Genomic DNA, 21,849 nt, shown 5'->3' on the forward strand with positions numbered 1-21,849 from the left:
TTGAAGGACCTAAAGCGACTTTGGCTGATCAGCCTCTTCGTAAAATTAATTCTGGCGGCGCTGCTCCCACTCAGCGCTGACGAAGCCTACTACTGGGTTTGGTCGAATCGTCTGCAACTAAGTTATTTTGATCACCCGCCGATGGTCGCCTGGTTGTTCTATCTAGGGCATTTCCTCGAACCCTTCTTAAATGCTGTTCGTTGGCCTGCAGTTCTGCTTGGACATTTCACTATCTGGATTGGTATTGAGTTCTTACGAAAGCACGTGGACCTTGAAAAGATTCGGGTTTGGATCTATCTGGTTATGTTTTCCCCCCTGCTAGGCTTCGGCTCGCTGATAGTGACACCGGATTTGCCCGTGATCTTCTTCTGGGTTCTTTCCATTTACTTCTTTGATCTTGTTCTTCAAAGAAAAGATCTAAAAAGCTATGCTGCCTTTGGTTGTGCATTGGGCTTGGGATTCTGCGCAAAGTATCACATTGTTCTGTTCGTACCGTGCTTGTTTCTATACCTGCTGTTTGAAAAGAAATGGCGAGAAGTCCGCTGGAAGTACGTTCCGGTTACACTCGTCACTGGGTTGTTGTTCTGCCTTCCCGTAATCCTTTGGAACTATCAAAATGATTTTTCGTCCTTCCGGTTTCAATTGGATCACGGTTTCGAAAGACCTGACTATAACGTCGAATGGACGATCACTTATGTGCTGGCGCAAATTCTGATTATCTTCCCGTGGGTTTTCTGGGGAGCTCTTCGAGCCAAAGTGCCAGCATCCATGCGCCATCTGCTGTATTTTGCGTGGGTACCATTGCTGTTCTTCTTTGGCACATCCTTCAAGGCACTGGTTGAGGCCAATTGGCCAATCATCGCATATCCGGCTGTCTTCATGTTAGCCGTTCTTCACCCCAAGATGCAGAAGTGGTATCGCTACTACGTGGGATTCTTTGGGGCTCTTATCGCAATCGTGATCAGTCTGCTTTTTATTCCACAATTAAGAAAATTGGATCCTAAGATCAGTGAACCGTTTGATTACGAACTGCTGGCAAAAGAAACTGTTAATTACCAGCCATTATATGGAGATTCCTATCAAATGGCGTCATCACTTTGGTATTTCAGTAAGAACCCGGTATTCAAACTTCAGGGAATCAGTCGTTATGACTATTTCGACACGTTTACAGAAGCAAAGCCTCAGGAAAATAAGTTTTATTTGGTGAAGCGTGAAGGCAATGGTTTACCAGGGTGGATTTCCGAACAACAATGGACTTATCAGGAAGTTAGAAAAGTCGCTCCCGATTTTGTTGTTTTGGAATTCACACGACCATGAAAACACTCGTAGCCTTATCATTTTTACTAGTCACCTACTTCTTGTACGGATTCTATCTGAATCAGTTCGACACTTCCATCGTTCCCCACCAGATCTCCAAAGCACACGCTTCGAATTACTACGACTACAAGGGCGTTCTGAACGTGCATACGGATCTGTCTTCAGGATCTGCAACTCCTAACTTCGTGATTACCTCGGCGAAACTTGCGGGCCTGGATTTCCTGGTTTTTACCGACTTGAATCTTTTCAATATGCCCACCAGCTTTGAATCGTATCACGGCAATTTGCTGGTGCTCTCCGCGGGCAAGTATAGCTACTTGGATTCGCGACTTCTATATTACTCCCTGACTCAGGAAAGTATTGGCGATACTCTGGGTGAAGCTCAGGTAAAACTCGCCGACTTGCTATCGCAGAAAACCGGCGCAAATAAAGATTCATTGACGATTCTGGCTCACCCTTACAAGGCCGGATATTCCTGGAGTGGTGAAATTCCAACAGGCCTGGATGGTTTTGAGTTGTGGAATCTGAAAAGCTTATCCAATCGCGCCTGGGATTATTCCAAAGCCTCGACAATTTGGAGCTTGCTGATTTATCCTTTCAATCCGCGATTGTCTTTTCTAAGACTTTACACCGAGCCCACTGACGAGATCGCTTTGTTAGATAAACTCTCCCAGCAACGAAAGGTCGTCGCCTATGCCGGCGCCGAGGCTTCTGCCCGCGCCATTCCGTTGGCAAACTACTTTATCAAATTTCCCTCCTACAAACGCTCCTTTGAAATTATGTCCAATCACGTTTTGCTAAAGTCCGAACTGACTGGAAGTTTCAATGGAGATCGCGCCAAGATTTTCAATGCCTTAAAGCAGGGCAATTTCTATATGGCGATGGATATCCTGGGGGATCCGAAAGGATTTGTTGCGACTGTTGAAGATGATCGTCAAACCCACTTGATGGGCTCAGAGATTAAATTGAAAAAGGGAATGGTTTTAAAAGTGAAACTTCCCTCTGTGCCTAAAGAATTTTTTGAAGTCGTCATCTTCAAGGACGGCGTTGATATCGCCCGGGTAAATGATCCTGAAATGGAATATCAAATTACTTCACCTGGCGTTTATCGTGTCCAAGTTCGAGTTACGGTGATGCTGCCAATACCCGATGCGAAGAAATGGTTTACTTGGATTTATACAAATCCATTTTACATCACACCTTAATTGGAATTTCGCAAACCAGTCCGTCGACGGGCTCGGTCTGACACGCCAGCCTTTCAAAATTAGCAAATCCACGGTCCTCTGACATTTCCAATTCAACATCATTTCGTGGAGGCAGTTTTTCCAATCCTTCGCGCACGAAAACACGGCAGGTGCCGCAAGTTCCGAACCCCCCGCAAGTGTGGTTCAAAGGCAAGCCTTCTCTCACGGCTACATCAAGCACACTCCGGTCCTTTTGACTCACCAAGGCAATCCGGTTGTCCGGCAAAAAGGTTATACATTTTCCAGACTTAGACTTCACGAAGAAGTTCCCCCATATTCAGGCACTCTTTTGTTGAAAGGGCCTCTGCCATTTTGTATCAATTATGCCATGAGATTTGTAGCTTTTGACTTTGAAACAACTGGAACAGTGCCTGGCGTTGATCAAATTATTGAAATCGGAGCAGTCCGCTTCATTAATGGTGAGCCAGAGTCCGTATTTGCAACCCTTGTGGACCCTCTTCGTCCAATCCCCCCAGGTGCTTCAAAAGTAAATGGTATTTTTGACGACATGGTTAAAGGAAAACCGACAATCGATACATTGTTGGATTCATTGGCTGACTTCTGTGGTGATGACATCATGGTTGCGCACAATGCTCCATTCGATGCGCAATTCCTTACGGCTGACGTAAAAAGACATGAATCCAAAGCTCCTCGCGGAATCGTGCTGGATTCATTGCCAATCGCACGCAAAGTCTTCCCAGGTCTTCCAAACTATAAATTGGGAACTTTGGTTCAACACTTGAAAATTCCAACGACTGACTTCCACAGAGCGGAAGAAGATGCGACCTACCTTGGCCATATGTTCACGCAAATGTTGAAACGTATTTCCATTGGTGGACAGGCTCCACAAATTGCAAACTTGGTAGCACTGACTGGCAAGCCTGAACTCCGCTTCCCACAAATCGTGCGCCAGCCAAAGCAAATGGACTTCTTCGGCGTTTAGTTTTTGTTTTTAAATCTTAGAAATAAAAAAGGCCGTGGTAACACGGCCTTTTTCTTTAGGCTTTATGAGCAATTGGATACCGACGACCGCGACCAAATGCATGCGGTGAAACCTTCAATATCGGCGGCGCCTGCCAGCGCTTAAACTCCGTTCTCATCAATACCGGCAGCAACCACTTATCAGCAACGGTCTTTGGCTCCTTCGCCTGCTCCACCAGATTGACCACGGCCTTATCCAACTCATCATAAGGTGGTAAAGAGTCCTGATCCTTTTGGTTAGGACGAAGTTCTGCAGACGGCGGACGAGTGATAATAGTTTCAGGAATCACTTCGCCTTGCTTGTTATAGTACTGTGCCAGTTCGTAGACTTGCTTTTTAGTTAAATCACCCAAGGGCGCCAGGCCACCGCACATATCGCCGTACAAAGTGGAGTAGCCCGAAGCATACTCACTCTTATTCCCGGTTGTTAATAACATGCTGTTGTTTTGGTTTGAGTAGGCCATCAGGGTCAGTCCGCGAAGACGAGCCTGCAGGTTTTCATTTACAACACTAAATCCTTCAAGATCGATACCCTTTTGAAGTTGCTCCACAACTTTGTCGTACATCGGAGCAATCTCAACGGTCTTAAACTCAACGTCCAAGTTCTTCGCCAGATCCCGCGCCAGATCCAGACTCATCTGTGCGTTGTATGGCCCTGGCAATGCCAGAGTCGTTACGTTTGCAGGTCCCATGGCATCTACAGCCAAAGCAGCAGCGACGGCAGAGTCAATGCCACCACTGGAACCCAAGTGTACTTTCTTCATTCCTGTTTTTGCGCAGAAATCACGGATTCCCAGTACCAAGGCACGACGAAGCTCTTCGATTGCCGTTATTTTTGCATTCTTATTCCAAACTTCTTTGGTATCCAGGTCAATTACGTTCAAATCCTCTTCGAACGCCTGACAAGTCATAAGTTTTTTACCATTTTTATCCAGAACAAAACTTGCTCCATCAAAAATGATTTCATCCTGCGCACCCACGAGGTTTGCATACAAGATCGGAGCATTAAAGTACTGCGCCGTTTTTATGGTTACGTACTCGCGTTGTTTCATTTTATCAAGGAAGTAGGGTGAAGCACTTAAGTTCACAACTAAATCAATTTTCTGCTTCTTAACTTTTGCCAGAGGATTCACTTTATAAGGCGAGCGCCCCTTGGCATCCGGCCAAGCCCAGATATCCTCGCAAATTGTCAGAAAGAACTTCTTACCCTTCCAGGAAAAGTAGTTCTTCGAAAAATCACCGGGCTCAATAAAGCGAGCCTCATCGAATACGTCCCCGGTCGGTAACAATTGTTTATGGAAAAAGCGTGGCTTCTGACCTTTTACCGCAAAGACGGCAGAATTATAGTAAGGGCGGCCCTTTTTATCCGGATTTCTGGTGATCATCCCAAAAATAACAGCAATACCTTTGGGAATTCTTTTAAGCAGATCTTTAAGCTCCGCTTCCTGCTTTTTTACGATCTGTTCACGCTCCAGCAAATCAAACGGATGGTAACCAAAAAGCGTGCACTCAGGAAACACCACCATGTCACACTTACGCTGTTGCGCTTGCTGAATATAATTTAAAATTTTTTCTTTATTGGATTTGAAATCGGCCAGAGTTGGATTGATTTGTGCCAGAGCTATTCTCATGGCCTCAATATACGCTGACCTATTGGAGTTTCAAGTCGGGTTTTGTCAGTCGATGACTGTACGTCCCGAAAAACCATCGTGGTAACCATGAAAATGATTCACTTGGGTCTCTGGGTATTTCCAGCAGAAATAACCTTCTCCGCTGTCAAAATCTGCCATCCACAAACCCTTGGGCTCGGCTCCCAACTTTTCAATCTTGGCCTGCCAACGATCAATAATGACGTTAATTTGTTCTTCAATGATCACGACTGACGGGTGGGTCTTGTCCGAGTATGCCTCGATGCGATTGACGTGCAATTTGACCTCACGATTAGCCTCTTCAGTTAACCGATAAACTATCGGCAACAACTGACGTGCTTCACTAATTGTGAAGAATTTTTTGCGATTGATCTCAATCACATTTTCCAACAATGGCCCCCTCGAATCAAGCGAGTGCCTTGTATGCTTGAAGCGCTCGGATGTATCAAGCATTTCCGTTTGGTGACAGATAACTTAAGAATTAATGTGGAAATTTTCTAAACGCGATGCAGACTATTTTTCACCGCTCTTGGAAAATTGCAGTGCCTGACCGCCAAGGAAAATAACCAATGCAATAATCAACGCGGCAATGAATAACCAACGTATAAAATTTCCAAAAGTGACGGCCTTTTCTTCGGGCGGCAACTCAAGTTTCGGTTCTGGTTTTTTTACAGCTGTTTTCTTTTTCGGCGGAGCAAATCCATCATTTTGCACAACAGTGGTCTTGCCTCCACCGTTGGCTTTTTTCTCTAGTTTTTTGCGTTCATCTTCCGTCAAACCTGAAATCGGTACAGAAGCGACACGCCTGCCGGTTTGCACGGAATAACCACCATTGTTGGATTTGAAATATCCACCGGCACCACCGCCTTCCAGGGCTATTTCTACAACTTTTCCACCTTGTTCGCTGGAACTGTCTATACCTGAAGTGGGTGCTCGTGCACGACTGATACGGCCGCTGCCACCTGATCTGGATCGGGAACCTGCATAGCTGCTGCCACTGCTTCCTGACGACGAGGAGGAGCTTGCACTTGATTCTTTCGGTGGTTTACTTGAAGACTCACTGTCCCCGGAATTGGATTTCGAAGATGAGGGATTGTTTTTAAATTCACTCGAAACATTCTGGAAGCTGAATTTGCATTCTAAATCCGAGTTGTCGCCACCCAACACTGGCAATTCACCCTTTTCAAGCAAACAGGCAAAGTAGTCCCCGGTGAATGACTGAACAAATGCCTGAAAAGGCTTAAAGATCTGAGTGATCAACATCAAAATAAGAGACACCGTAATGACTAATATCAAAACGTACTCAATCACAGCCTGACCGCGATTGCTTTTTAGTCCAGCTGAATATTTAGATCTCTTCACTCGCTTGGGCATTTAAGTCATAATACAACATATGAAAAGCAGACTGAATTTCAAACACTTGCTCGTGGTAATCATCTTGCCTTTTGTCTCATTATCGCTCAGTGCTGGAACACCCACCCCGACCTCCGGTCAGGATAAGGTGGAAAAACTGAAGGCAGAAATCAGAAAACAACCCCAAAACACGCAGCTCGTGATCAAGCTTGCTGAAGAGTTTTATACCCAGAAGGACTATCAAAAGGTCACTTTGTTGCTATGGAAAAACATCGACAAAATCGGCCGCCCCGAGATCCTGCTTTTAGCCCGCGCCCATGAAGCGCGCGGAGAAACCGGCGATATGATTCGCGCATTGAACAATCTGGTCAGCAAAAATGACAAGGATGCAGAAGCGTTTTCACTGCTGGGCAATGCCTATGTGATGCAAAAGAAACCAAAAGAGGCCTTGGAGAACTACAAACTCGCTATTGAAGCGAATCCAAAATACGAACCGCCTTATCATGCTTTGCTGAAAATGTACGAGGATCGTACTCCCCCGAACTATTATGAAATGCGTATTCTGGCCCAGGACATGGTTGATAATATCGGAAAGCGACCGGAGTTCCTGGAAATACTTTGTGACGTGAACACCAGAGACAGCACCTATGACGCCGGCATCACCAGTTGCCGGGAAACCATCCAGGCCGATCCTAAACGCGCTAGTGCGCACGTTAATTTGGGTCTGAATATGAAGGGCATGGGTGACGACGAAAAGGCCAAGGCAGCGCTGAAGAAAGCTGCGACTGATTTTCCGAAATCAGAATTTGCACAATACACGTATGGTCGCCTGTTGGAAGACGATAAGAGCTCCATAGAGGCCATGAAATACTACAAGACGGGCACAGAGGCTGATCCGAAATCGGCTCGCTCCTGGCTGGGCCTGGCTACGACATCGTTTGATATTAAAAAATATGATGTGGCATACATCGCGTATAAGAACGCCTGCAAGTATGACAAAAAAAATGCCGTAGCCTTTAGAAGAGCTACGACAGTTTTAAGAAATGCCCGCACCACAGATTGGGTCGGGAAATTTGAAAGTGCTTCGGAAAACTGTAATTTCTAGTTTTCCGTTACGATTTCACCGATAAGGTCGTATTCCATAGAGTCGGTCACATGAACTTTAACCATGTCGCCGACCTTCGCCTCACCGTCGTTGATCAACACAACGCCATCGATATCCGGTGCTTGACCCCAGAAGCGACCTTGCAATAGCAAATCTGTCTCTTCAGAGAAACCTTCAACGATAACCTCGATAGTTTTGCCTACGAAGTCGCGGTGTTTGTTGCGGGAGATGTTCTGTTGAACTTCCATCAATGCATCATGACGGTAGTCTTTTGTTTCATCATCAACCTGGTTGTCCATGCGGCCACCCGGAGTGTTTTCCTCTGGGGAGTACTTGAAGCAACCAACACGGTCAAACTGCTGTTCAGCCACGAAGTTCAGAAGCTCTTCGAATTGTTCTTCGGTTTCACCAGGGAAACCCACGATAAATTGAGTACGAATAACCGCTTCTGGCAAATGTTCGCGGATATTCATCAATGCTGTTTCGATTTCATCACGAGTCATTTTGCGATTCATGCTTTTCAAAACTGAATCATTCACATGCTGAAGTGGCATATCGAAGTAACGCACGATTTTTTTGCTGTTCTTGATAACTTGAACCATCTCTTGGGTGATGCCATCTGGGTACAAGTACATCAAACGGATCCACTGAAGGCCTTCAACGTGTTCCAATGCTTTCAAAAGCTCCACAGGACTTTCTTTGCGTGTTGGATCTTTACGACGGATATCAAAGCCGTAGTCCGTGAAATCATGGCTGATAATGATAAGTTCTTTCACGCCGCCAGCCACAAGCAATTTTGCTTCAGCCACGATAGCGTCGATAGAACGAGATTGCAGATTACCACGGATCAAAGGGATCGCGCAGAATGCACAACGCTTCATGCAACCTTCAGAAATTTTCAAATAAGCGCGGTGACCCGGCTGAGAATTCACACGCGGCGTAGCTTCTTCCTGCAGGTAAGTTGGAAGATTGAAGAATGTCTTTTGCTTTTCGCCAGCTTCAGAGTTTTTCAGGATTTTGGAGATATTCTGGAATTCACCAGAACCCACGAACAAGTCTGCCTCAGGCAAACCCTCAACAAGGTCGTCTTTATAGCGCTGAGTAAGGCAACCAGCGACTACGACTTTTTTAACTTTACCCTGTTGCTTAAGATCACTCATGTCCAGAATGCGCTGGATAGATTCTTTTTTTGAGTCTTCGATGAATCCGCAAGTGTTCACGATAACTGTGTCCGCCTCGTCGGCTTCACCCACAACTTCGAAACCATCCTTCATCAAAGTACCCGCCATGATCTCACTGTCGACCAGGTTCTTAGGGCAACCTAAGCTGATAAAATGAACTTTTTTATTTTGAATAGTCTCTTGTTTCATAGATCTGTCACCGGTACACCTTTTGGTGGTTCGTACTTAAATAAACTTTTTTTAACACTGCTTTTAAATTTCACATCCGAGAACTTCATCGTCGTGACGTTCTGAACGTCATCCTGATAAGAGATCTGATCGACAACAACCTTCTTGGTGTTCACCACAAGCTTGATGTCCTTAATCGACAAATCATCTTTCAAAGGAACGATAGAGAGAGTGGATTGATCTCCGTCTGTTTTTTCGTCGGTTACTTTAAAGTTCCCCTGCAAATCACCACCCAACAAAGTTGCAATGATGGTTTGGGATTTGTTCTTTTTATTCACTTTTCCACGGGCAATTTGCGGATCGCCGCCAAATTCTTTCGGTGGATATTGAATACTCCAGATTGTCGTGCCATCAAATACCAAAAGACTTTTTTCAGGCGTAGTGTTCTCCCAGCGAATCTTTCCACTGGAAATCGCAAGCGTGCCTTCGAATTTGTTCTCACGACCTTGAAGAACAAGCTTATCGATCTTTTCCACTTTCATTTCCACAAGCTTCGTTGTGCGATACTTTTGGGATACTTTCTTAAGAGTGGCGTTGGACTTTTCAGCTGCAAATGCATTCAAGGAAAGTCCGATAGCTAAAATTAAGGCACCGATTTGTTTAAACATTCCGGCGTTATAGCAGATACGGTCACTCTCCGCAAGCAAGCGTCCTATGGGCAAGGGCCCAAGCTTCAAAATGAGGGGGCCTCCCAAGTGCTTCATAGGCGGCAAGCGCTGTAGAGCCTGTGGTAACGATATCATCCGCAAAAACCCACAAAGCCTCTGACCAAAATTCAGACACCATTGAAGAATTTTCATCGAGTTCCAGTTCAACCAGAACCCGCCTGTCACGAGTGGCTCCACGCTGATGTGTTTTCGCCTTCTTTGTCAGACACAGACAAAGCTCCGCCCCGACAGCATCAGCAAGAGCCTGCGCCCATTGTTGGGCGTGATCTCCAGCTCTGTGGCCCGAAGAGGGCGCTGGAATGATGATAATCTTTCGCGTCGGAAGTCCCATTTGAATTCGTTTGGAAATGAAATTTTGCGCCCAGTGTTTCCAATCCGGGTTTTTGCGATATCCCTTTAGCCCCGCTAACTGTGCCGACAACAGGTCACTGGTTCCCGGGTTCCAACGAAACAGCATATAGGCGTCGAATATTCCCAAAGTGCGCGCTTCAAGTTGAGTCTTCAAGAAACTTTCGACACATTCCCGACAGGGATCACAAAGCAGTCCGTCGGACTTCCAAAAGGATCCGCAGTGCAGACACGGAGTCATAAATGTTCGAACCAGTTTGCGCATGCCATTCATAATAACCCTGCACAGCAACTTAAAAGCCAAGTCAGGCTTTCATTTGACATGATTTTGAGTCCGACCTAAAAAACAAATACAGGTGGGGATTTTCATGAAAATGGTCGCGATTTTCATTTGTTTTTTAATGTCAGCAGGTGCAATTGCGCAGGCGGGATTGCCAGCGCAGCGTTTTGTAAATGAGTCGTTTCAAGATGCGAAAGCTCGCAGCCGCGGCACTACGAATATCCTTTCTACCCACAGTATTACCCCATCCGGAAACCTGCCTGAAAGCCTGTCGGTACCTTTGCACGACCTTCAGATTTCGCAAATTCCCAGCGCTGGCAACTTTAAGAATTTAAATTCTAACTTTCAGTTCATTCGCGATTCTTTCTTTATGAAAGATGGTGACTCCCATCCTCGTCGCCTTACCTGGCTTTACCCAGATGACGGCTGCTATGCCCGCGCCGAATTAGCGGCAGAAAAGCTGATCGAATTTAAAAAATCCGCCCCTAAGAAAGTTTATGCATTCGGACAACTGCGTGCCAAGACCGACAACGCCCCTTATGGTTGGGTCGAGTGGTGGTATCACGTCGCAGTCACCTATCAAGTCGACGGTGTCGCCTATGTTCTTGATCCTGCATTAAACCCTTATCAGCCTATGACGCTTGCTCAGTGGGGCCAGGCTATCGGTGATAATGATGGCTCGGTCAGATATTCAATCTGCTCTAAAGATACTTTTGATCCAGACGACGCCTGCAACAACCCCAATCCGGTCAACGAGGATTTCGCAGCAAATGAACAGCGTGATTTCTTCCCGTTCGAGTGGGAAAGACTTATCGAACTAGGCCGCAATCCCGAAAAAGAACTAGGCAATCAACCCCCGTGGAACCGTCCATAAAGTAACAGTTTCCTTTTTGGAACGCGTCGCATTTCGAAAAGGTACGGCGTAACTATTGATTGTGATAGGGGATTTTTTTGATAATCGTGAACGCCCGGTAAATTTGTTCCAGGCTCATGGCTTGGGCCATTAGGTGATTCATCACCATTGGCGATAATGCGACTTTCAGATCTGCGCGCTTCCGGACATCTTCATTCACTCCAAAAGCACCGCCGATAATAAATATCGCTCGCTTCTTGGAACTTCCCAGAATGTTTTCCACTTTTTTTGAAAATTGAATCGAATCAAGAACCGATCCGCGTTCGTCAAAAAGAACAACGAAATCGTCTGAATTGATATTTTTTAGAATGAGATCGGATTCTTCTTTGCGTTTAAAGTCGGCGTCTTCACGAGCCGACTTTTTTGCTTTCAGACTTTGAATGTCGAAGGGAATAAAAAACGAAATCTTCTTCTTGTACAACTCGCTGACCTCGTCGGCCCATGCCTCCTTGGCGGTCGCGAGATTGTACAAAATGAATTTCATTACTGTTGTTTCCCAACGTACGGGTCCTTAAGACCAAGATCTTTGGCATCTCTCCAAAGGTTTTCAAGGCTGTATTCCTGGCGAACGAAATCGTAGAACACATGAACGATCAATGAACCGTAATCCACCAATACCCAGCGACCTTCGTCAACACCCTCAACAGATTGTGGATGAACGTTAAATTCCTCTTTCACCGCGATCACGATGTTTTCAGCCATCGCAGACGCATGACGAGTGGATGTACCTGATGCAACCACCGCAAACTCACTTGGAGCCGTGATCTTTCTCAAGTCAAAACCGCGAACGTTGATACCTTTGTTGGCGTACAGAATGTTCGCGCAAAACTCAGTGAATTTTTCGAAATCACCGATACGCTCACCCAAGTTGCGATAAAGTTTGTGCTCTTTGAGGTATGTTTCAACAGAAAGAGGCAGATACTTTTCAACCGGTTTGCCTGTGCGAAGCCATTTACGAAGTTCGCTGGAAGAAATCTCGATATCACGAAGAGTGATGAACTGGATGTTACGACCAGTCGTCAATTCGATAAAGTTGAAATCGAAGTCAGCTACCAATGGTTTTAGGTAGCCCGGCATTTCATCCATGGATTCTGGCATGTCATAACCCGGACGAGTTGTAACAACCAAGTTGGTCTCGGCCAAAATTTTGGAATAGTCTTTCCATTGGCTAAGTTCTTCGAACTTGTCAGCACCAACGATCAAATACAAATCAGAAGCTTCATAAGTTTTACGAAGGTTCATGATTGTATCGATTGTGTAGCTCATGCCGCCGCGTTTTAGCTCCTGATCATCAACCACGTATGTTTCACCGTATTGAGCGAAAGCGAGCTTGGTAAGTTCCAAACGCTGTTCAGCTGTTGGACCTTCCACTGGAGTTTTAAGAGGATTCTGTGCTGCAGGGACCACGTGGATTTTGTTCAAACCCATTTTCTTTGCCACTGTTTGAATGGCATTGATGTGACCCATGTGAGGAGGATTAAAGCTTCCGCCGAAAATACCGATTTTCATTATTCTACATCCTTCAAAACTTGACGGCCCAATTCAGTAACCAGGTCAGTGATATTTTTGCCGGTTACGGCAGAAATCGCTAATGGCGCAGAGCCCGTCGTCTTTTTGAACTTCAATTTTAGTTTTTCAAGTTGATCCATGCTGAGAGTGTCAATTTTGTTGAGCACGACAAACTGCGGACGCGTGGAAAGAGGGAAGAAACCCTCTTTGTCCTGATTGCTCTCATCATACATTTTTAATTCATAATTCAGATCTTCAAAGTCTTGCATAGGATCGCGACCAGACATGCCAGAAGCATCGACCAAATGAATGAACACACGAGTACGCTCGACGTGTTTCAAGAACTGAATACCAAGCCCCACACCTTCGTGCGCGCCTTTTACCAATCCTGGAATATCCGCAACCACGAATGAGCTATAATCACCCGCTTTAACCACTCCCAAGTTTGGCGTCAAAGTTGTAAAAGGATAGTCAGCGATTTTAGGTTTCGCTGCAGAAATGCGGGAAATTAAAGTCGACTTACCAGCATTCGGGAAACCAATGATACCAACATCAGCGATAAGTTTAAGCTCAAGCTTAACTTCAAGCTCTTGGTTATCTTCACCCGGTTGCGCATGTGTCGGTGCTTGGTTGATGGAAGTTTTAAAAAACTCATTACCTTTACCACCACGGCCACCACGCAAAAGAACGTGCTCTTCGATGCCAGTCATATCAACAACGATTTCGCCTTCAAGATTTCGAAGGATTGTTCCCTCAGGAACGATCAATACTAGATCCTGGCCATCGGCACCGTGCTTTTGGCGACCGAAGCCCATCTCACCATTTTGAGCGGAATATTTTTTGTTTTGTCTGATATCGACCAGAGAGTTGATGTGGCGAGAAGTTTTGATGATGACATCGCCACCCTTGCCGCCGTCTCCACCATCAGGTCCACCACGAGGAGCACCCGATTCTCTACGGAAACTAACGCAACCTGGGCCACCACGGCCAGATGCCAACGATATACTAACTTCATCAATGAATTTCATATGAGCACCAATATTTAGAGGAGAGATATACAACAAAAAAGGAGCCAATGAAGGCTCCTTTTTATGCATTTGTAAAATCTCTTGGTGCTTATCAAGAGCCGAATCTAGTGGGAACTAGACAGCTTTAGGATAAACACTAACTTTGAAGCGATCTTTTGAAAAACGCTCAAATTTAACAAGACCTTCAACAATTGAATAGATCGTGTGGTCACGACCAATTTTAACATTGTTGCCCAAGTGGAATTTTGTTCCACGTTGACGAACGATGATTGTTCCTGGAAGAACCTTTTCGCCACCGAAGCGTTTTACGCCAAGGCGTTTACTCTGTGAATCACGTCCATTCTTTGTACTACCACCGGCCTTCTTACTTGCCATGACTAACCTCGCTTAAAAATCTTGTGATTACGCTTTTTTAGAAGTCTTTTTTGCTACTTTTTTCTTAGCGGTCGCTTTTTTAGCAGTCTTTTTAACTGCTTTTTTCGCAACTTTCTTTTTCGCTACAGCTTTTTTAGCAGCTTTTTTTACGACTTCTTCGCCTTTGTTTTTGTTAGATACACGTTCTTTGCGAGCAGCAACGCGAGCTTCAGCAGCTTCTGCGCGTTTCGCAGTAACGTCTACTACATTAGGCGTAGCATCTGTTTTAGTTGTTTTACCATCAAGTGTGATTGATTTCACGAAAAGCTCTGTGAACTCTTGTTTGTGAGTCGCAAACTTTCTGTAACCTTGACGACGTTTCTTTTTGAAAACGATTTCTTTTCTAGTCTTAGCTTGCTTAGTAACTACAACAGTTACTTTCGCACCTTTAACAAGAGGTTGACCAACATGAGTGGACTCACCACCAACCATCAAGATTTCGTTGATATCAAACTCTGCGCCTAGTTTTTGTTCAACTTTATCAACTTGAACAACATCACCAGCTTGTACTTTATATTGCTTACCGCCCGTACGAATAATCGCGTACATTAGAACCTCCAGCTACCCGAATTAAGCCAGTCGTAAATGCCACTTCGCACTAGGCTTTGTCAACCTATTACATGCTAATATTTTCAGCTTTTCAGGAAGAAGAAGAGATTATCGGTGACGTCGACTGTTGGCAATAAAAAAGACAGCTTTTTTAAGAATCCAGTCGTCTTTGAAATAACTATATAATTCAATCACTTGAGTGGGTGTGGGGCTTGGAAAGTTCAGCACTTGGCGCATCGCTCAATAAGAATTGAGGATCCTTCGCCACGGCTTCTACTAAATTGCTGTGAGTTCGGTAAATGACTTGAGCCGTCTCATTTTCAAAACCCATCCGACAATATCAGATGGGTTTTGTATTATTTGCATCCCTTAAGGATGAGGACTCTTAATTAGACAAAAAAGATTTCGTACTGTTCCAAGTGGTAGTTAGGCTCGATTTTGAAGGCCACGGAGCGACCCAGCTTCTTTTCGATATTCTCCAAGCTCTCCCCTTCAACCTCATAGATCCAGTCAACGACCTGGCTGTGGCAGTGGATAACGACATTGGTTTTCTTATTCGTCAGCATATCAGCGTCGCGCTCAAGCTCGCGGAAGATTTCATTCGCGACGGTTGATTTGCGTTTGATGTAGCCTTTTCCATCACAATAAGAACAGGGTTCACACAATGTTTTGATCAAGCTTGGACGGATGCGCTTACGAGTCATCTCGACCAAACCCAACTGAGACATGGAAACGATGTTGGTGCGGGCACGGTCACGACCTAGCTCTTCAGCCAAAGCCTCCATCACTTTTTCGCGATGGGATTCTTTTTCCATATCAATGAAGTCGATGATGATGATACCGCCGCAGTTACGAATGCGCAGCTGATGGGCTGTCTCACGAACCGCTTCCAAATTCGTCTTCAAGATAGTCTCTTCCAAGTCTTTCTTTCCGACGAACTTACCCGTGTTCACGTCGATCACAACCAAGGCTTCTGCTTCGTCGATTACGATGTAACCACCGGACTTCAACCAGATCTTGCGCTCCATAGAGCGGGAAATCTCGATATCGATGTCGTACAGATCGAACAAAGGTTTTTTCTCTTCATAGAGAACGATGTTCTGTTTGTACTTGGGCATGAACTGGGAAACAAACTTAACAACTTTGCGGTGGATTTCAACATCATCCACCCAAACGCTGGTTACGTTTTCACTCATCAAATCACGAAGTGCGCGCAGCTCGACATCAAGCTCTGTGTGCAGGGCACCTGGAGTTTTTTTCTTTTCGTAGTTCTTGAAAATCTCTTTGCTTAAACGGTCAAGGTACTCGATGTCGGCTTTCAACATCTCTTCAGAAGCACCGTCACCAGCAGTGCGTACAATCACTCCACCGGATGGATTGATTTTCTGAACCAGTTGACGAAGTCTTTCGCGCTCGGACTCGTCTTCGATACGACGGGAAATTCCCAGATGACGTACTGTGGGTAGAAACACCACGAAACGACCTGGTAAAGACAAGTGAGTTGTGATTCTTGCACCTTTGGTTCCCAATGGATCTTTGGCTACTTGAACCAGAATGCTTTGACCTTCTTTTAAAAGATCCTGAATCGGAGTTTTAATTTGATGCTGATGCGGCTTATCGTCGTCGCCATCTTCAAGAGGTTCTTCGCGATCTACGCTTGAAAGAAAGTTGTCGTCCACGTCTTCGCGAATATCGCCCACATATAGAAACGCCGCCTTCTCCAGACCAATGTCCACGAAGGCTGCCTGCATACCAGGCAAAACCCGAATTACGGTACCGCGATGAATAGACCCGACCAATGTCGGAGAAGTTTTACGTTCAATTTTCAAATCTGACAGCACGCCGCTGTCTACGTAGGCCACTCGTGTTTCCTGAGGTCTTACATTGATGAGAATTTCTGCTGACACGGTGTCCTCCGATGATTCATTGAATCAATCTCTCTTCAATAGTCCAGAAACAATCGTGAGAGCAATTAATATTTAAACATTAAAGCACAACTTGCCGAAAAGATCACTGAATTAGACCATTTAGGGAGAATAGAATGGCAACGATTGATGAACTGTTTAAACTCATGGTTGAACAAGGCGCATCCGACTTGCACGTAACAAGCGGCGCCGCACCTTATCTCCGTTTACATGGGAACATGGTTCCATTGAACTATCGTGAGCTTTCAAATCAGGATGTTCAGGGACTTATCTTCGAAATTCTTTCTGAAAAGCAAAAGAAAGCCTTCGTTGAAAAATGGGAGCTTGATTTTGCCTACACTCTTCCAGGCATTGGCCGCTTCCGTTGCAACGTATTCATGCAACGTAAAGGCTTGGGCGCAGTTATGCGTATCATTCCTGAAAAAATCAAAACCGCTCAAGAATTGGGAGTTCCTCCTGCAGTTCTAGATATGATTGATTGTGATCGTGGACTGATTCTGGTTACCGGCCCAACGGGTTCTGGTAAATCCACCACTCTGGCGGCAATGATCCATCAGATCAATCTGACTCGTGAAGCACATATTATCACGGTGGAAGATCCGATCGAGTTCGTTCATCCAAATATAAAATCCTTGGTGAATCAACGTGAAGTTGGAAGCCATACTAAATCATTTGCCAATGCCTTGAAAGCCGCTCTCCGTGAGGACCCGGATATCTTGCTGGTGGGTGAGTTGCGTGACTTGGAAACTATCGGTCTTGCTTTAACTGCGGCAGAAACCGGTCACATTGTGTTTGGTACTCTACATACCAACAGTGCGGCGAAAACTATTGACCGTATCATCGACGTATTCCCTGCGGGGCAACAAGCGCAGATCAGAACCATTTTGGCCGAATCCCTTCGCGGAGTTGTGGCGCAAACACTGTTCTCGCGCGCTGACGGTCAAGGCCGTGTGGCTGCTTACGAAATCATGCGTAATACCAAGGCGATCTCGAATTTGATTCGTGAGGGTAAGATCCATCAGGTTGCCTCGGCAATGCAAACGGGATCAAGTCAGGGTATGATTTTGTTCGAAAAATACATCGAAGACCTGGTTCGCAAAGGAAAGGTTTCCGCAGCAGATGCGAAAACATTCCTGGGCACCTCTGGCAGCACTGATACAGCAATCAACGCTATCGGTGGCGCTACAAAAACCAAAGTTGGATAGCAATCCAACCTAAAATATTGTTCAACACCAGAGCCCTTGGGAAACCAAGGGCTCTTCTCATTTTACAAGTCGGCATTGCCCTTGGGTTTAAGGTAGGGTACCTTTTCTTTTTGAACCTGAATGGGGTGCCCTGTGCAATTAAACAAGTATATTGATCACACTCTTTTAAAACCTGAAGCCCAATCCTCTCAGATTGAAAAGCTTTGCCAGGAAGCGCGCGAACACAGTTTCTTCAGTGTCTGCGTGAATACTTCCTACGTTAAACAATGTGCAGAATTGCTAAAAGGCTCTGACGTAAAAGTTTGCTGCGTGGTGGGATTTCCACTGGGCGCAATGGATACCGTCAGCAAAACCTTTGAAACCAGCACTGCGATCAAAAATGGCGCTCAAGAAATCGATATGGTTGTTCAAATCGGCGCGCTCAAAGATCGCCGTTTGGATTATGTCCGTGAAGATATCAAAGCTGTGGTTCAGGCGGCATCTGGACACAAAGTAAAAGTGATCATTGAAACTTCGTTGATCAATGATGAAGAAAAAGTTTTGGCCTGCAAGGCGGCTTTGGAAGCTGGTGCGCACTTTGTGAAAACCAGCACTGGTTTCGCTGGCGGTGGTGCCACTGTTGATGATGTAAAATTAATGAAATCTGTTGTTGGTGATAAAATGGAAGTCAAGGCTTCTGGTGGAGTAAAGAATGCTGAGCAAGCGGTGGCGCTGATTAACGCTGGTGCCACACGTTTGGGCACAAGCTCCGGCATCGCACTCGTACAAGGCCAACAAGTTCAAGGAGGCTACTAATGTCGTTTCTACCTGCTGAAATTATTAAGAAGAAAAGAAATGGCGGCGAACTCACTTCGGATGAAATCCAAGAGTTCATTTTAGGTTACGCCCGCGGTTCGATCCCCGATTATCAAATGTCTGCCTTATTAATGGCGATCTTTTTTAAAGGCATGACGAAAGAAGAAACTTTGGGATTAACCAAAGCCATGCTTCATTCCGGTGAAGTTGTGGATTTCTCTTCTGTTAAAGGATTTAAAGTCGATAAACACTCCACCGGTGGCGTAGGTGACAAAACCAGTCTGATCCTGGGGCCGATCGTTGCTGCTGCTGGTGCGCCAGTGCCGATGATTTCCGGTCGTGGTTTAGGTCATACCGGTGGAACTCTGGATAAGCTTGAAGCTATCCCTGGATTCAATACTCAAAAACCTTTGGATGAATTTATTGAGTTGGTTCGCAAGAACAACATCTGCTTCATCGGTCAAACCAAGGAAATCTGCCCCGCGGATAAAAAGATCTATGCACTTCGCGATGTCACCGCAACTGTTGAAAGCCTGCCACTGATCTGCGCTTCCATCATGTCCAAGAAATTGGCTGAAGGCATCGATGGCCTGGTGCTTGATGTGAAGTATGGCTCTGGTGCATTTATGAAAACTCCCGCCTTGGCTGAAGAGCTGGCGGTGAACCTTATGAATATTGCTAAAGGCTATGGCAAAAAAGTAACTGCACTGCTTACAAATATGGATCAGCCATTGGGCCGCTATGCAGGTAACTCGCTTGAAGTCGACGAGTGCGTGGCGATTATGAAGAACGAAAAGTTCATCGGACCTCATGGGTACGATCTTTACGAAGACACTCGCGAACTAAGTCTGCGTCTTTCCGCACACATGCTGTTGCTTGCGGGCATCGGCAAAACGGAAGAAGAATCTTATAAAATTGCGTTGGAAACTTTAACTTCGGGTAAGGCTTTAAAGAAATTCGAAGAACTTTGTACGATCCATGGTGGCGATCTTCGCAATGTTCCAAAACCAAAATTTAGTTTAAAAATCACTGCTGAAAAATCAGGATTTATTCAAGGCTTCCATACCGAGAGCATTGGTGTTGCCGGAATTTTAATCAAAGCTGGTCGCGCGCAAACAACTGATATTATTGCGCCAACAGCGGGTATCGAGTTCCACGCGAAAGTCGGTGACGAAGTGAAATCCGGTGACACATTGTTCACTCTGCATGGTGACGACATGGATTTACTTAACTCCGCGATTCCTATGCTGAAATCCGCGATTAATATTTCCTTGCAAAAGGTGTCAAAGCCTAGTTTGATACTGAAAGTTTTGGGCTAACCCCGAGGACAATGGGAGAACAACTTGGTACTCAATAAACTTCAAGAATCTATCAGCTTCATCCGTTCAAAAACTTCGGCGAAACCGAAGGTCGGTGTCGTTTTAGGTTCGGGTTTGGGTGCCTTCGTTAAGGATGTGGAAATTGAAGCAACAATTCCATACAAAGACATCCCGCACTTCTCCCCGCCTACTGTTGAAGGTCATTCTGGAAATCTGATTTTCGGTAAAGTGAATGGTCAGTCGATTGTGATTCTTCAAGGGCGCAATCACTTCTACGAAGGTCACAGCATGGAAAGTGTTGTGTTCCCGACCAGAACTTTGGCGATGCTTGGAATTGAAGCTTTGATTTTGACGAACTCTGCAGGCGGCTTTGGCGAAAGCATGCTGGCTGGCGACTTCATGATCATCGAAGACCATATCAATTTGATGGGCACAAATCCTTTGATGGGACCGAACATCAAGGAACTTGGACCTCGCTTCCCTGACATGACTGAAGCTTACGACAAACGCTTGATCAATATCATGGAGCAAGTTCTGCAAAAGCAGGGCACACGCTATCATAAAGGCGTTTATTGCGGTGTAAGTGGTCCTACTTATGAAACTCCGGCCGAAGTTCGCTACTTGAAATTGATTGGCGGAAAAGCTGTCGGCATGAGTACTGTGCCAGAGACAATCGCGGCAAACCACCTGGGTCTTCGCGTGGCGGCACTTAGCTGCATCACGAACTTGGCTGCTGGTATGTCTGCACAAAAGCTTTCACACGATGAGGTTACTGAAACCGCGAAACGTGTGGAGACTCAATTCACTTCTTTCCTTAAAGAATTCATCACAAACATCTAGACTACGGTCTGTTTATATAAACGGACCAATGTGTAGTTTGTACTACGTTTGTATCCATTTTTCATTCGTGAATAAACAATTTTTGGTCAATTTAACAAAAGCATATCATGTTTATTCGCGCGGCTACCGAATGTGTATACATGAAAAAGTTTATTCTTATTTCAATTATTTTCGGCGCACTATCTTCAACAATCATTTCTTGTGGGTCACCGCCCGCAAAAGTAACAGAAGGTGCATCCACCACGCCTACCCCAACACCTGACGTTAATTTCGACAACACACCAAAAAACACCGCCCTCTACGTTGGAGTTCAAACAAGATGGGAAGGTGGAGGTGCGCCAACTTCACACGGTGAATGTATTGCGCTTTCAACCGCTCCGATCGAGACCGGGCCCGAAACCTGTGACATTACCATCCCGGAAGGACAGCTTTACTACAGCGAATTAATGATCACCATGGGATCTAAGTTGGCAGAAACATGTTCAATGGTTTCCTTTACAGCATACGCCTATAAAAGATCCAGCTCTGATACCTATGTCCCGCCCGGCGAAAGTAGTCCCGTGAAGTGTGCCACAGAAGCTAATTCAAATCTGGCATGCTGGGGAGGAGCTGGTCCGGCGCTATATCCCGACTATCCAAAAACTGGCGGCCAATACTTTCTCTTGATTAATGGAGCAAGCACAACCATCAATATACCCTCTGGGAACTCTCGTCGATATGGCAGCAACAGAGGCACCGTTAATACTCTTGCAGATCACACAACTTCGATCTCTGGATATGTCGCAAACACCATGCAAGACTATTACGTCCATTGCTTGGATATCTGGGCACAACCGATTTACTCCTTTAAGTTAACAATCAAGGACGAAGATACAAAAGGTACCGAAAACGAACCCGCTCGAAATCAGATTCCTGATTGGGATTAAATAAATTGTTCAAAACAAAAGACCAAGGTCGAGGGACCTTGGTCTTTTTGTTTATGGGCCTTAGGTTAAACT

General features: G+C 45.4%; 23 protein-coding genes. 10 read left to right on the forward strand and 13 right to left on the reverse strand.

Annotated features, from left to right (window positions below; translation table 11 throughout):
• Positions 1-1,317, forward strand: coding sequence for an ArnT family glycosyltransferase (locus ACLVWU_RS18275; protein ID WP_413576330.1), 1,317 nt, complete (start codon positions 1-3; stop codon positions 1,315-1,317).
• Positions 1,314-2,522: a hypothetical protein gene (locus ACLVWU_RS18280; protein ID WP_413576331.1), complete on the forward strand. Its 1,209-nt coding sequence runs from the start codon at positions 1,314-1,316 to the stop codon at positions 2,520-2,522. The genes ACLVWU_RS18275 and ACLVWU_RS18280 overlap by 4 nt, the downstream gene beginning before the upstream one ends.
• Here ACLVWU_RS18280 and ACLVWU_RS18285 read toward each other — a convergent pair.
• A complete protein-coding gene (locus tag ACLVWU_RS18285) occupies positions 2,512-2,820 on the reverse strand; it encodes a 2Fe-2S iron-sulfur cluster-binding protein (RefSeq protein ID WP_413576332.1) in 309 nt (102 codons plus the stop codon). The two genes, ACLVWU_RS18280 and ACLVWU_RS18285, sit on opposite strands and share 11 nt — an antisense overlap.
• Positions 2,821-2,889: 69 nt before the next feature.
• Between ACLVWU_RS18285 and ACLVWU_RS18290 the strand changes: the two genes are divergently transcribed.
• Positions 2,890-3,504: a PolC-type DNA polymerase III gene (locus tag ACLVWU_RS18290; RefSeq protein WP_413576333.1), complete on the forward strand. Its 615-nt coding sequence runs from the start codon at positions 2,890-2,892 to the stop codon at positions 3,502-3,504.
• A gap of 55 nt (positions 3,505-3,559) precedes the next feature.
• Here the strand turns inward: ACLVWU_RS18290 and ACLVWU_RS18295 are convergent, their stop codons facing one another.
• The 3 genes from ACLVWU_RS18295 to ACLVWU_RS18305 all read right to left on the reverse strand — a co-directional run bounded on the left by ACLVWU_RS18295 (position 3,560) and on the right by ACLVWU_RS18305 (position 6,553).
• Positions 3,560-5,173 (reverse strand): NAD+ synthase, encoded by a 1,614-nt coding sequence (locus ACLVWU_RS18295; RefSeq protein WP_413576334.1) that lies wholly within the window; start codon positions 5,171-5,173, stop codon positions 3,560-3,562.
• Positions 5,174-5,218: 45 nt separating this feature from the next.
• Positions 5,219-5,572 carry a DUF2203 domain-containing protein gene (locus ACLVWU_RS18300; protein WP_413578813.1) on the reverse strand — a complete coding sequence of 118 codons (354 nt, stop codon included), beginning with the start codon at positions 5,570-5,572 and terminating at the stop codon, positions 5,219-5,221.
• 132 nt (positions 5,573-5,704) lie between these two features.
• Complete coding sequence (locus ACLVWU_RS18305) at positions 5,705-6,553, reverse strand: hypothetical protein (RefSeq protein WP_413576335.1); 849 nt, start codon at positions 6,551-6,553, stop codon at positions 5,705-5,707.
• 31 nt (positions 6,554-6,584) lie between these two features.
• Between ACLVWU_RS18305 and ACLVWU_RS18310 the strand changes: the two genes are divergently transcribed.
• Positions 6,585-7,649 carry a tetratricopeptide repeat protein gene (locus ACLVWU_RS18310; protein ID WP_413576336.1) on the forward strand — a complete coding sequence of 355 codons (1,065 nt, stop codon included), beginning with the start codon at positions 6,585-6,587 and terminating at the stop codon, positions 7,647-7,649.
• Here ACLVWU_RS18310 and rimO read toward each other — a convergent pair.
• From rimO to ACLVWU_RS18325, 3 genes are read right to left on the reverse strand one after another with little or no spacing between them, the layout of a single operon-like run.
• Entirely contained in the window at positions 7,646-9,019 is a 1,374-nt protein-coding gene (gene rimO, locus ACLVWU_RS18315; protein ID WP_413576337.1) for a 30S ribosomal protein S12 methylthiotransferase RimO, read from the reverse strand. The genes ACLVWU_RS18310 and rimO overlap by 4 nt on opposite strands.
• On the reverse strand, positions 9,016-9,666 hold the full coding sequence (locus tag ACLVWU_RS18320) for a LolA family protein (RefSeq protein WP_413576338.1): 651 nt from the start codon (positions 9,664-9,666) through the stop codon (positions 9,016-9,018). The genes rimO and ACLVWU_RS18320 overlap by 4 nt, the downstream gene beginning before the upstream one ends.
• Before the next feature lie 22 nt (positions 9,667-9,688).
• On the reverse strand, positions 9,689-10,231 hold the full coding sequence (locus ACLVWU_RS18325; protein WP_413576339.1) for a hypothetical protein: 543 nt from the start codon (positions 10,229-10,231) through the stop codon (positions 9,689-9,691).
• A 211-nt stretch (positions 10,232-10,442) separates the two neighbouring features.
• On the opposite strand from ACLVWU_RS18325, the gene ACLVWU_RS18330 reads away from it, so the two are divergent.
• Complete coding sequence (locus ACLVWU_RS18330) at positions 10,443-11,228, forward strand: protein-glutamine glutaminase family protein (RefSeq protein WP_413576340.1); 786 nt, start codon at positions 10,443-10,445, stop codon at positions 11,226-11,228.
• A gap of 52 nt (positions 11,229-11,280) precedes the next feature.
• On the opposite strand, the gene ACLVWU_RS18335 is transcribed toward ACLVWU_RS18330, so the two are convergent.
• The 6 genes from ACLVWU_RS18335 to ACLVWU_RS18360 form a co-directional block, all read right to left on the reverse strand.
• The gene (locus ACLVWU_RS18335) at positions 11,281-11,751 is read right to left on the reverse strand and encodes a 23S rRNA (pseudouridine(1915)-N(3))-methyltransferase RlmH (protein WP_413576341.1); all 471 of its coding nucleotides are present in this window, start codon (positions 11,749-11,751) and stop codon (positions 11,281-11,283) included.
• The gene (gene nadD, locus ACLVWU_RS18340) at positions 11,751-12,776 is read right to left on the reverse strand and encodes a nicotinate (nicotinamide) nucleotide adenylyltransferase (RefSeq protein ID WP_413576342.1); all 1,026 of its coding nucleotides are present in this window, start codon (positions 12,774-12,776) and stop codon (positions 11,751-11,753) included. Before nadD ends, ACLVWU_RS18335 begins: the two co-directional genes overlap by 1 nt.
• Complete coding sequence (gene obgE / locus ACLVWU_RS18345) at positions 12,776-13,804, reverse strand: GTPase ObgE (RefSeq protein ID WP_413576343.1); 1,029 nt, start codon at positions 13,802-13,804, stop codon at positions 12,776-12,778. Before obgE ends, nadD begins: the two co-directional genes overlap by 1 nt.
• A gap of 114 nt (positions 13,805-13,918) precedes the next feature.
• Positions 13,919-14,179 (reverse strand): 50S ribosomal protein L27, encoded by a 261-nt coding sequence (gene rpmA / locus ACLVWU_RS18350; RefSeq protein WP_413576344.1) that lies wholly within the window; start codon positions 14,177-14,179, stop codon positions 13,919-13,921.
• 27 nt (positions 14,180-14,206) lie between these two features.
• The gene (gene rplU / locus ACLVWU_RS18355; protein ID WP_413576345.1) at positions 14,207-14,767 is read right to left on the reverse strand and encodes a 50S ribosomal protein L21; all 561 of its coding nucleotides are present in this window, start codon (positions 14,765-14,767) and stop codon (positions 14,207-14,209) included.
• Between the two features lie 389 nt (positions 14,768-15,156).
• The gene (locus ACLVWU_RS18360; protein ID WP_413576346.1) at positions 15,157-16,674 is read right to left on the reverse strand and encodes an Rne/Rng family ribonuclease; all 1,518 of its coding nucleotides are present in this window, start codon (positions 16,672-16,674) and stop codon (positions 15,157-15,159) included.
• 134 nt (positions 16,675-16,808) lie between these two features.
• On the opposite strand from ACLVWU_RS18360, the gene ACLVWU_RS18365 reads away from it, so the two are divergent.
• From ACLVWU_RS18365 to ACLVWU_RS18385, 5 genes are all read left to right on the forward strand, one after another.
• Entirely contained in the window at positions 16,809-17,897 is a 1,089-nt protein-coding gene (locus ACLVWU_RS18365) for a type IV pilus twitching motility protein PilT (protein WP_413576347.1), read from the forward strand.
• Between the two features lie 132 nt (positions 17,898-18,029).
• Positions 18,030-18,692 (forward strand): deoxyribose-phosphate aldolase, encoded by a 663-nt coding sequence (deoC, locus tag ACLVWU_RS18370; protein WP_413576348.1) that lies wholly within the window; start codon positions 18,030-18,032, stop codon positions 18,690-18,692.
• The gene (locus ACLVWU_RS18375) at positions 18,692-20,011 is read left to right on the forward strand and encodes a thymidine phosphorylase (RefSeq protein ID WP_413576349.1); all 1,320 of its coding nucleotides are present in this window, start codon (positions 18,692-18,694) and stop codon (positions 20,009-20,011) included. The genes deoC and ACLVWU_RS18375 overlap by 1 nt, the downstream gene beginning before the upstream one ends.
• Positions 20,012-20,035: 24 nt before the next feature.
• On the forward strand, positions 20,036-20,851 hold the full coding sequence (locus ACLVWU_RS18380; protein ID WP_413576350.1) for a purine-nucleoside phosphorylase: 816 nt from the start codon (positions 20,036-20,038) through the stop codon (positions 20,849-20,851).
• A 140-nt stretch (positions 20,852-20,991) separates the two neighbouring features.
• Positions 20,992-21,777, forward strand: coding sequence for a hypothetical protein (locus tag ACLVWU_RS18385; RefSeq protein ID WP_413576351.1), 786 nt, complete (start codon positions 20,992-20,994; stop codon positions 21,775-21,777).
• Positions 21,778-21,849: the final 72 nt, after the last annotated feature.

Source organism: Bdellovibrio sp. HCB290 (assembly GCF_047305925.1).
Lineage (GTDB): Bacteria > Bdellovibrionota > Bdellovibrionia > Bdellovibrionales > Bdellovibrionaceae > Bdellovibrio.

Bases quoted from the DNA above. Each gene is read 5' to 3' on its own strand.
- ACLVWU_RS18280 (WP_413576331.1), top strand. From the start codon at position 1,314: ATGAAAACACTCGTAGCCTTATCATTTTTACTAGTCACCTACTTCTTG.
- ACLVWU_RS18290 (WP_413576333.1), top strand. From the start codon at position 2,890: ATGAGATTTGTAGCTTTTGACTTTGAAACAACTGGAACAGTGCCTGGC.
- ACLVWU_RS18295 (WP_413576334.1), bottom strand. From the start codon at position 5,173: ATGAGAATAGCTCTGGCACAAATCAATCCAACTCTGGCCGATTTCAAA.
- ACLVWU_RS18310 (WP_413576336.1), top strand. From the start codon at position 6,585: ATGAAAAGCAGACTGAATTTCAAACACTTGCTCGTGGTAATCATCTTG.
- rimO (WP_413576337.1), bottom strand. From the start codon at position 9,019: ATGAAACAAGAGACTATTCAAAATAAAAAAGTTCATTTTATCAGCTTA.
- ACLVWU_RS18320 (WP_413576338.1), bottom strand. From the start codon at position 9,666: ATGTTTAAACAAATCGGTGCCTTAATTTTAGCTATCGGACTTTCCTTG.
- ACLVWU_RS18330 (WP_413576340.1), top strand. From the start codon at position 10,443: ATGAAAATGGTCGCGATTTTCATTTGTTTTTTAATGTCAGCAGGTGCA.
- ACLVWU_RS18335 (WP_413576341.1), bottom strand. From the start codon at position 11,751: ATGAAATTCATTTTGTACAATCTCGCGACCGCCAAGGAGGCATGGGCC.
- nadD (WP_413576342.1), bottom strand. From the start codon at position 12,776: ATGAAAATCGGTATTTTCGGCGGAAGCTTTAATCCTCCTCACATGGGT.
- obgE (WP_413576343.1), bottom strand. From the start codon at position 13,804: ATGAAATTCATTGATGAAGTTAGTATATCGTTGGCATCTGGCCGTGGT.
- rpmA (WP_413576344.1), bottom strand. From the start codon at position 14,179: ATGGCAAGTAAGAAGGCCGGTGGTAGTACAAAGAATGGACGTGATTCA.
- rplU (WP_413576345.1), bottom strand. From the start codon at position 14,767: ATGTACGCGATTATTCGTACGGGCGGTAAGCAATATAAAGTACAAGCT.
- ACLVWU_RS18365 (WP_413576347.1), top strand. From the start codon at position 16,809: ATGGCAACGATTGATGAACTGTTTAAACTCATGGTTGAACAAGGCGCA.
- ACLVWU_RS18375 (WP_413576349.1), top strand. From the start codon at position 18,692: ATGTCGTTTCTACCTGCTGAAATTATTAAGAAGAAAAGAAATGGCGGC.
- ACLVWU_RS18385 (WP_413576351.1), top strand. From the start codon at position 20,992: ATGAAAAAGTTTATTCTTATTTCAATTATTTTCGGCGCACTATCTTCA.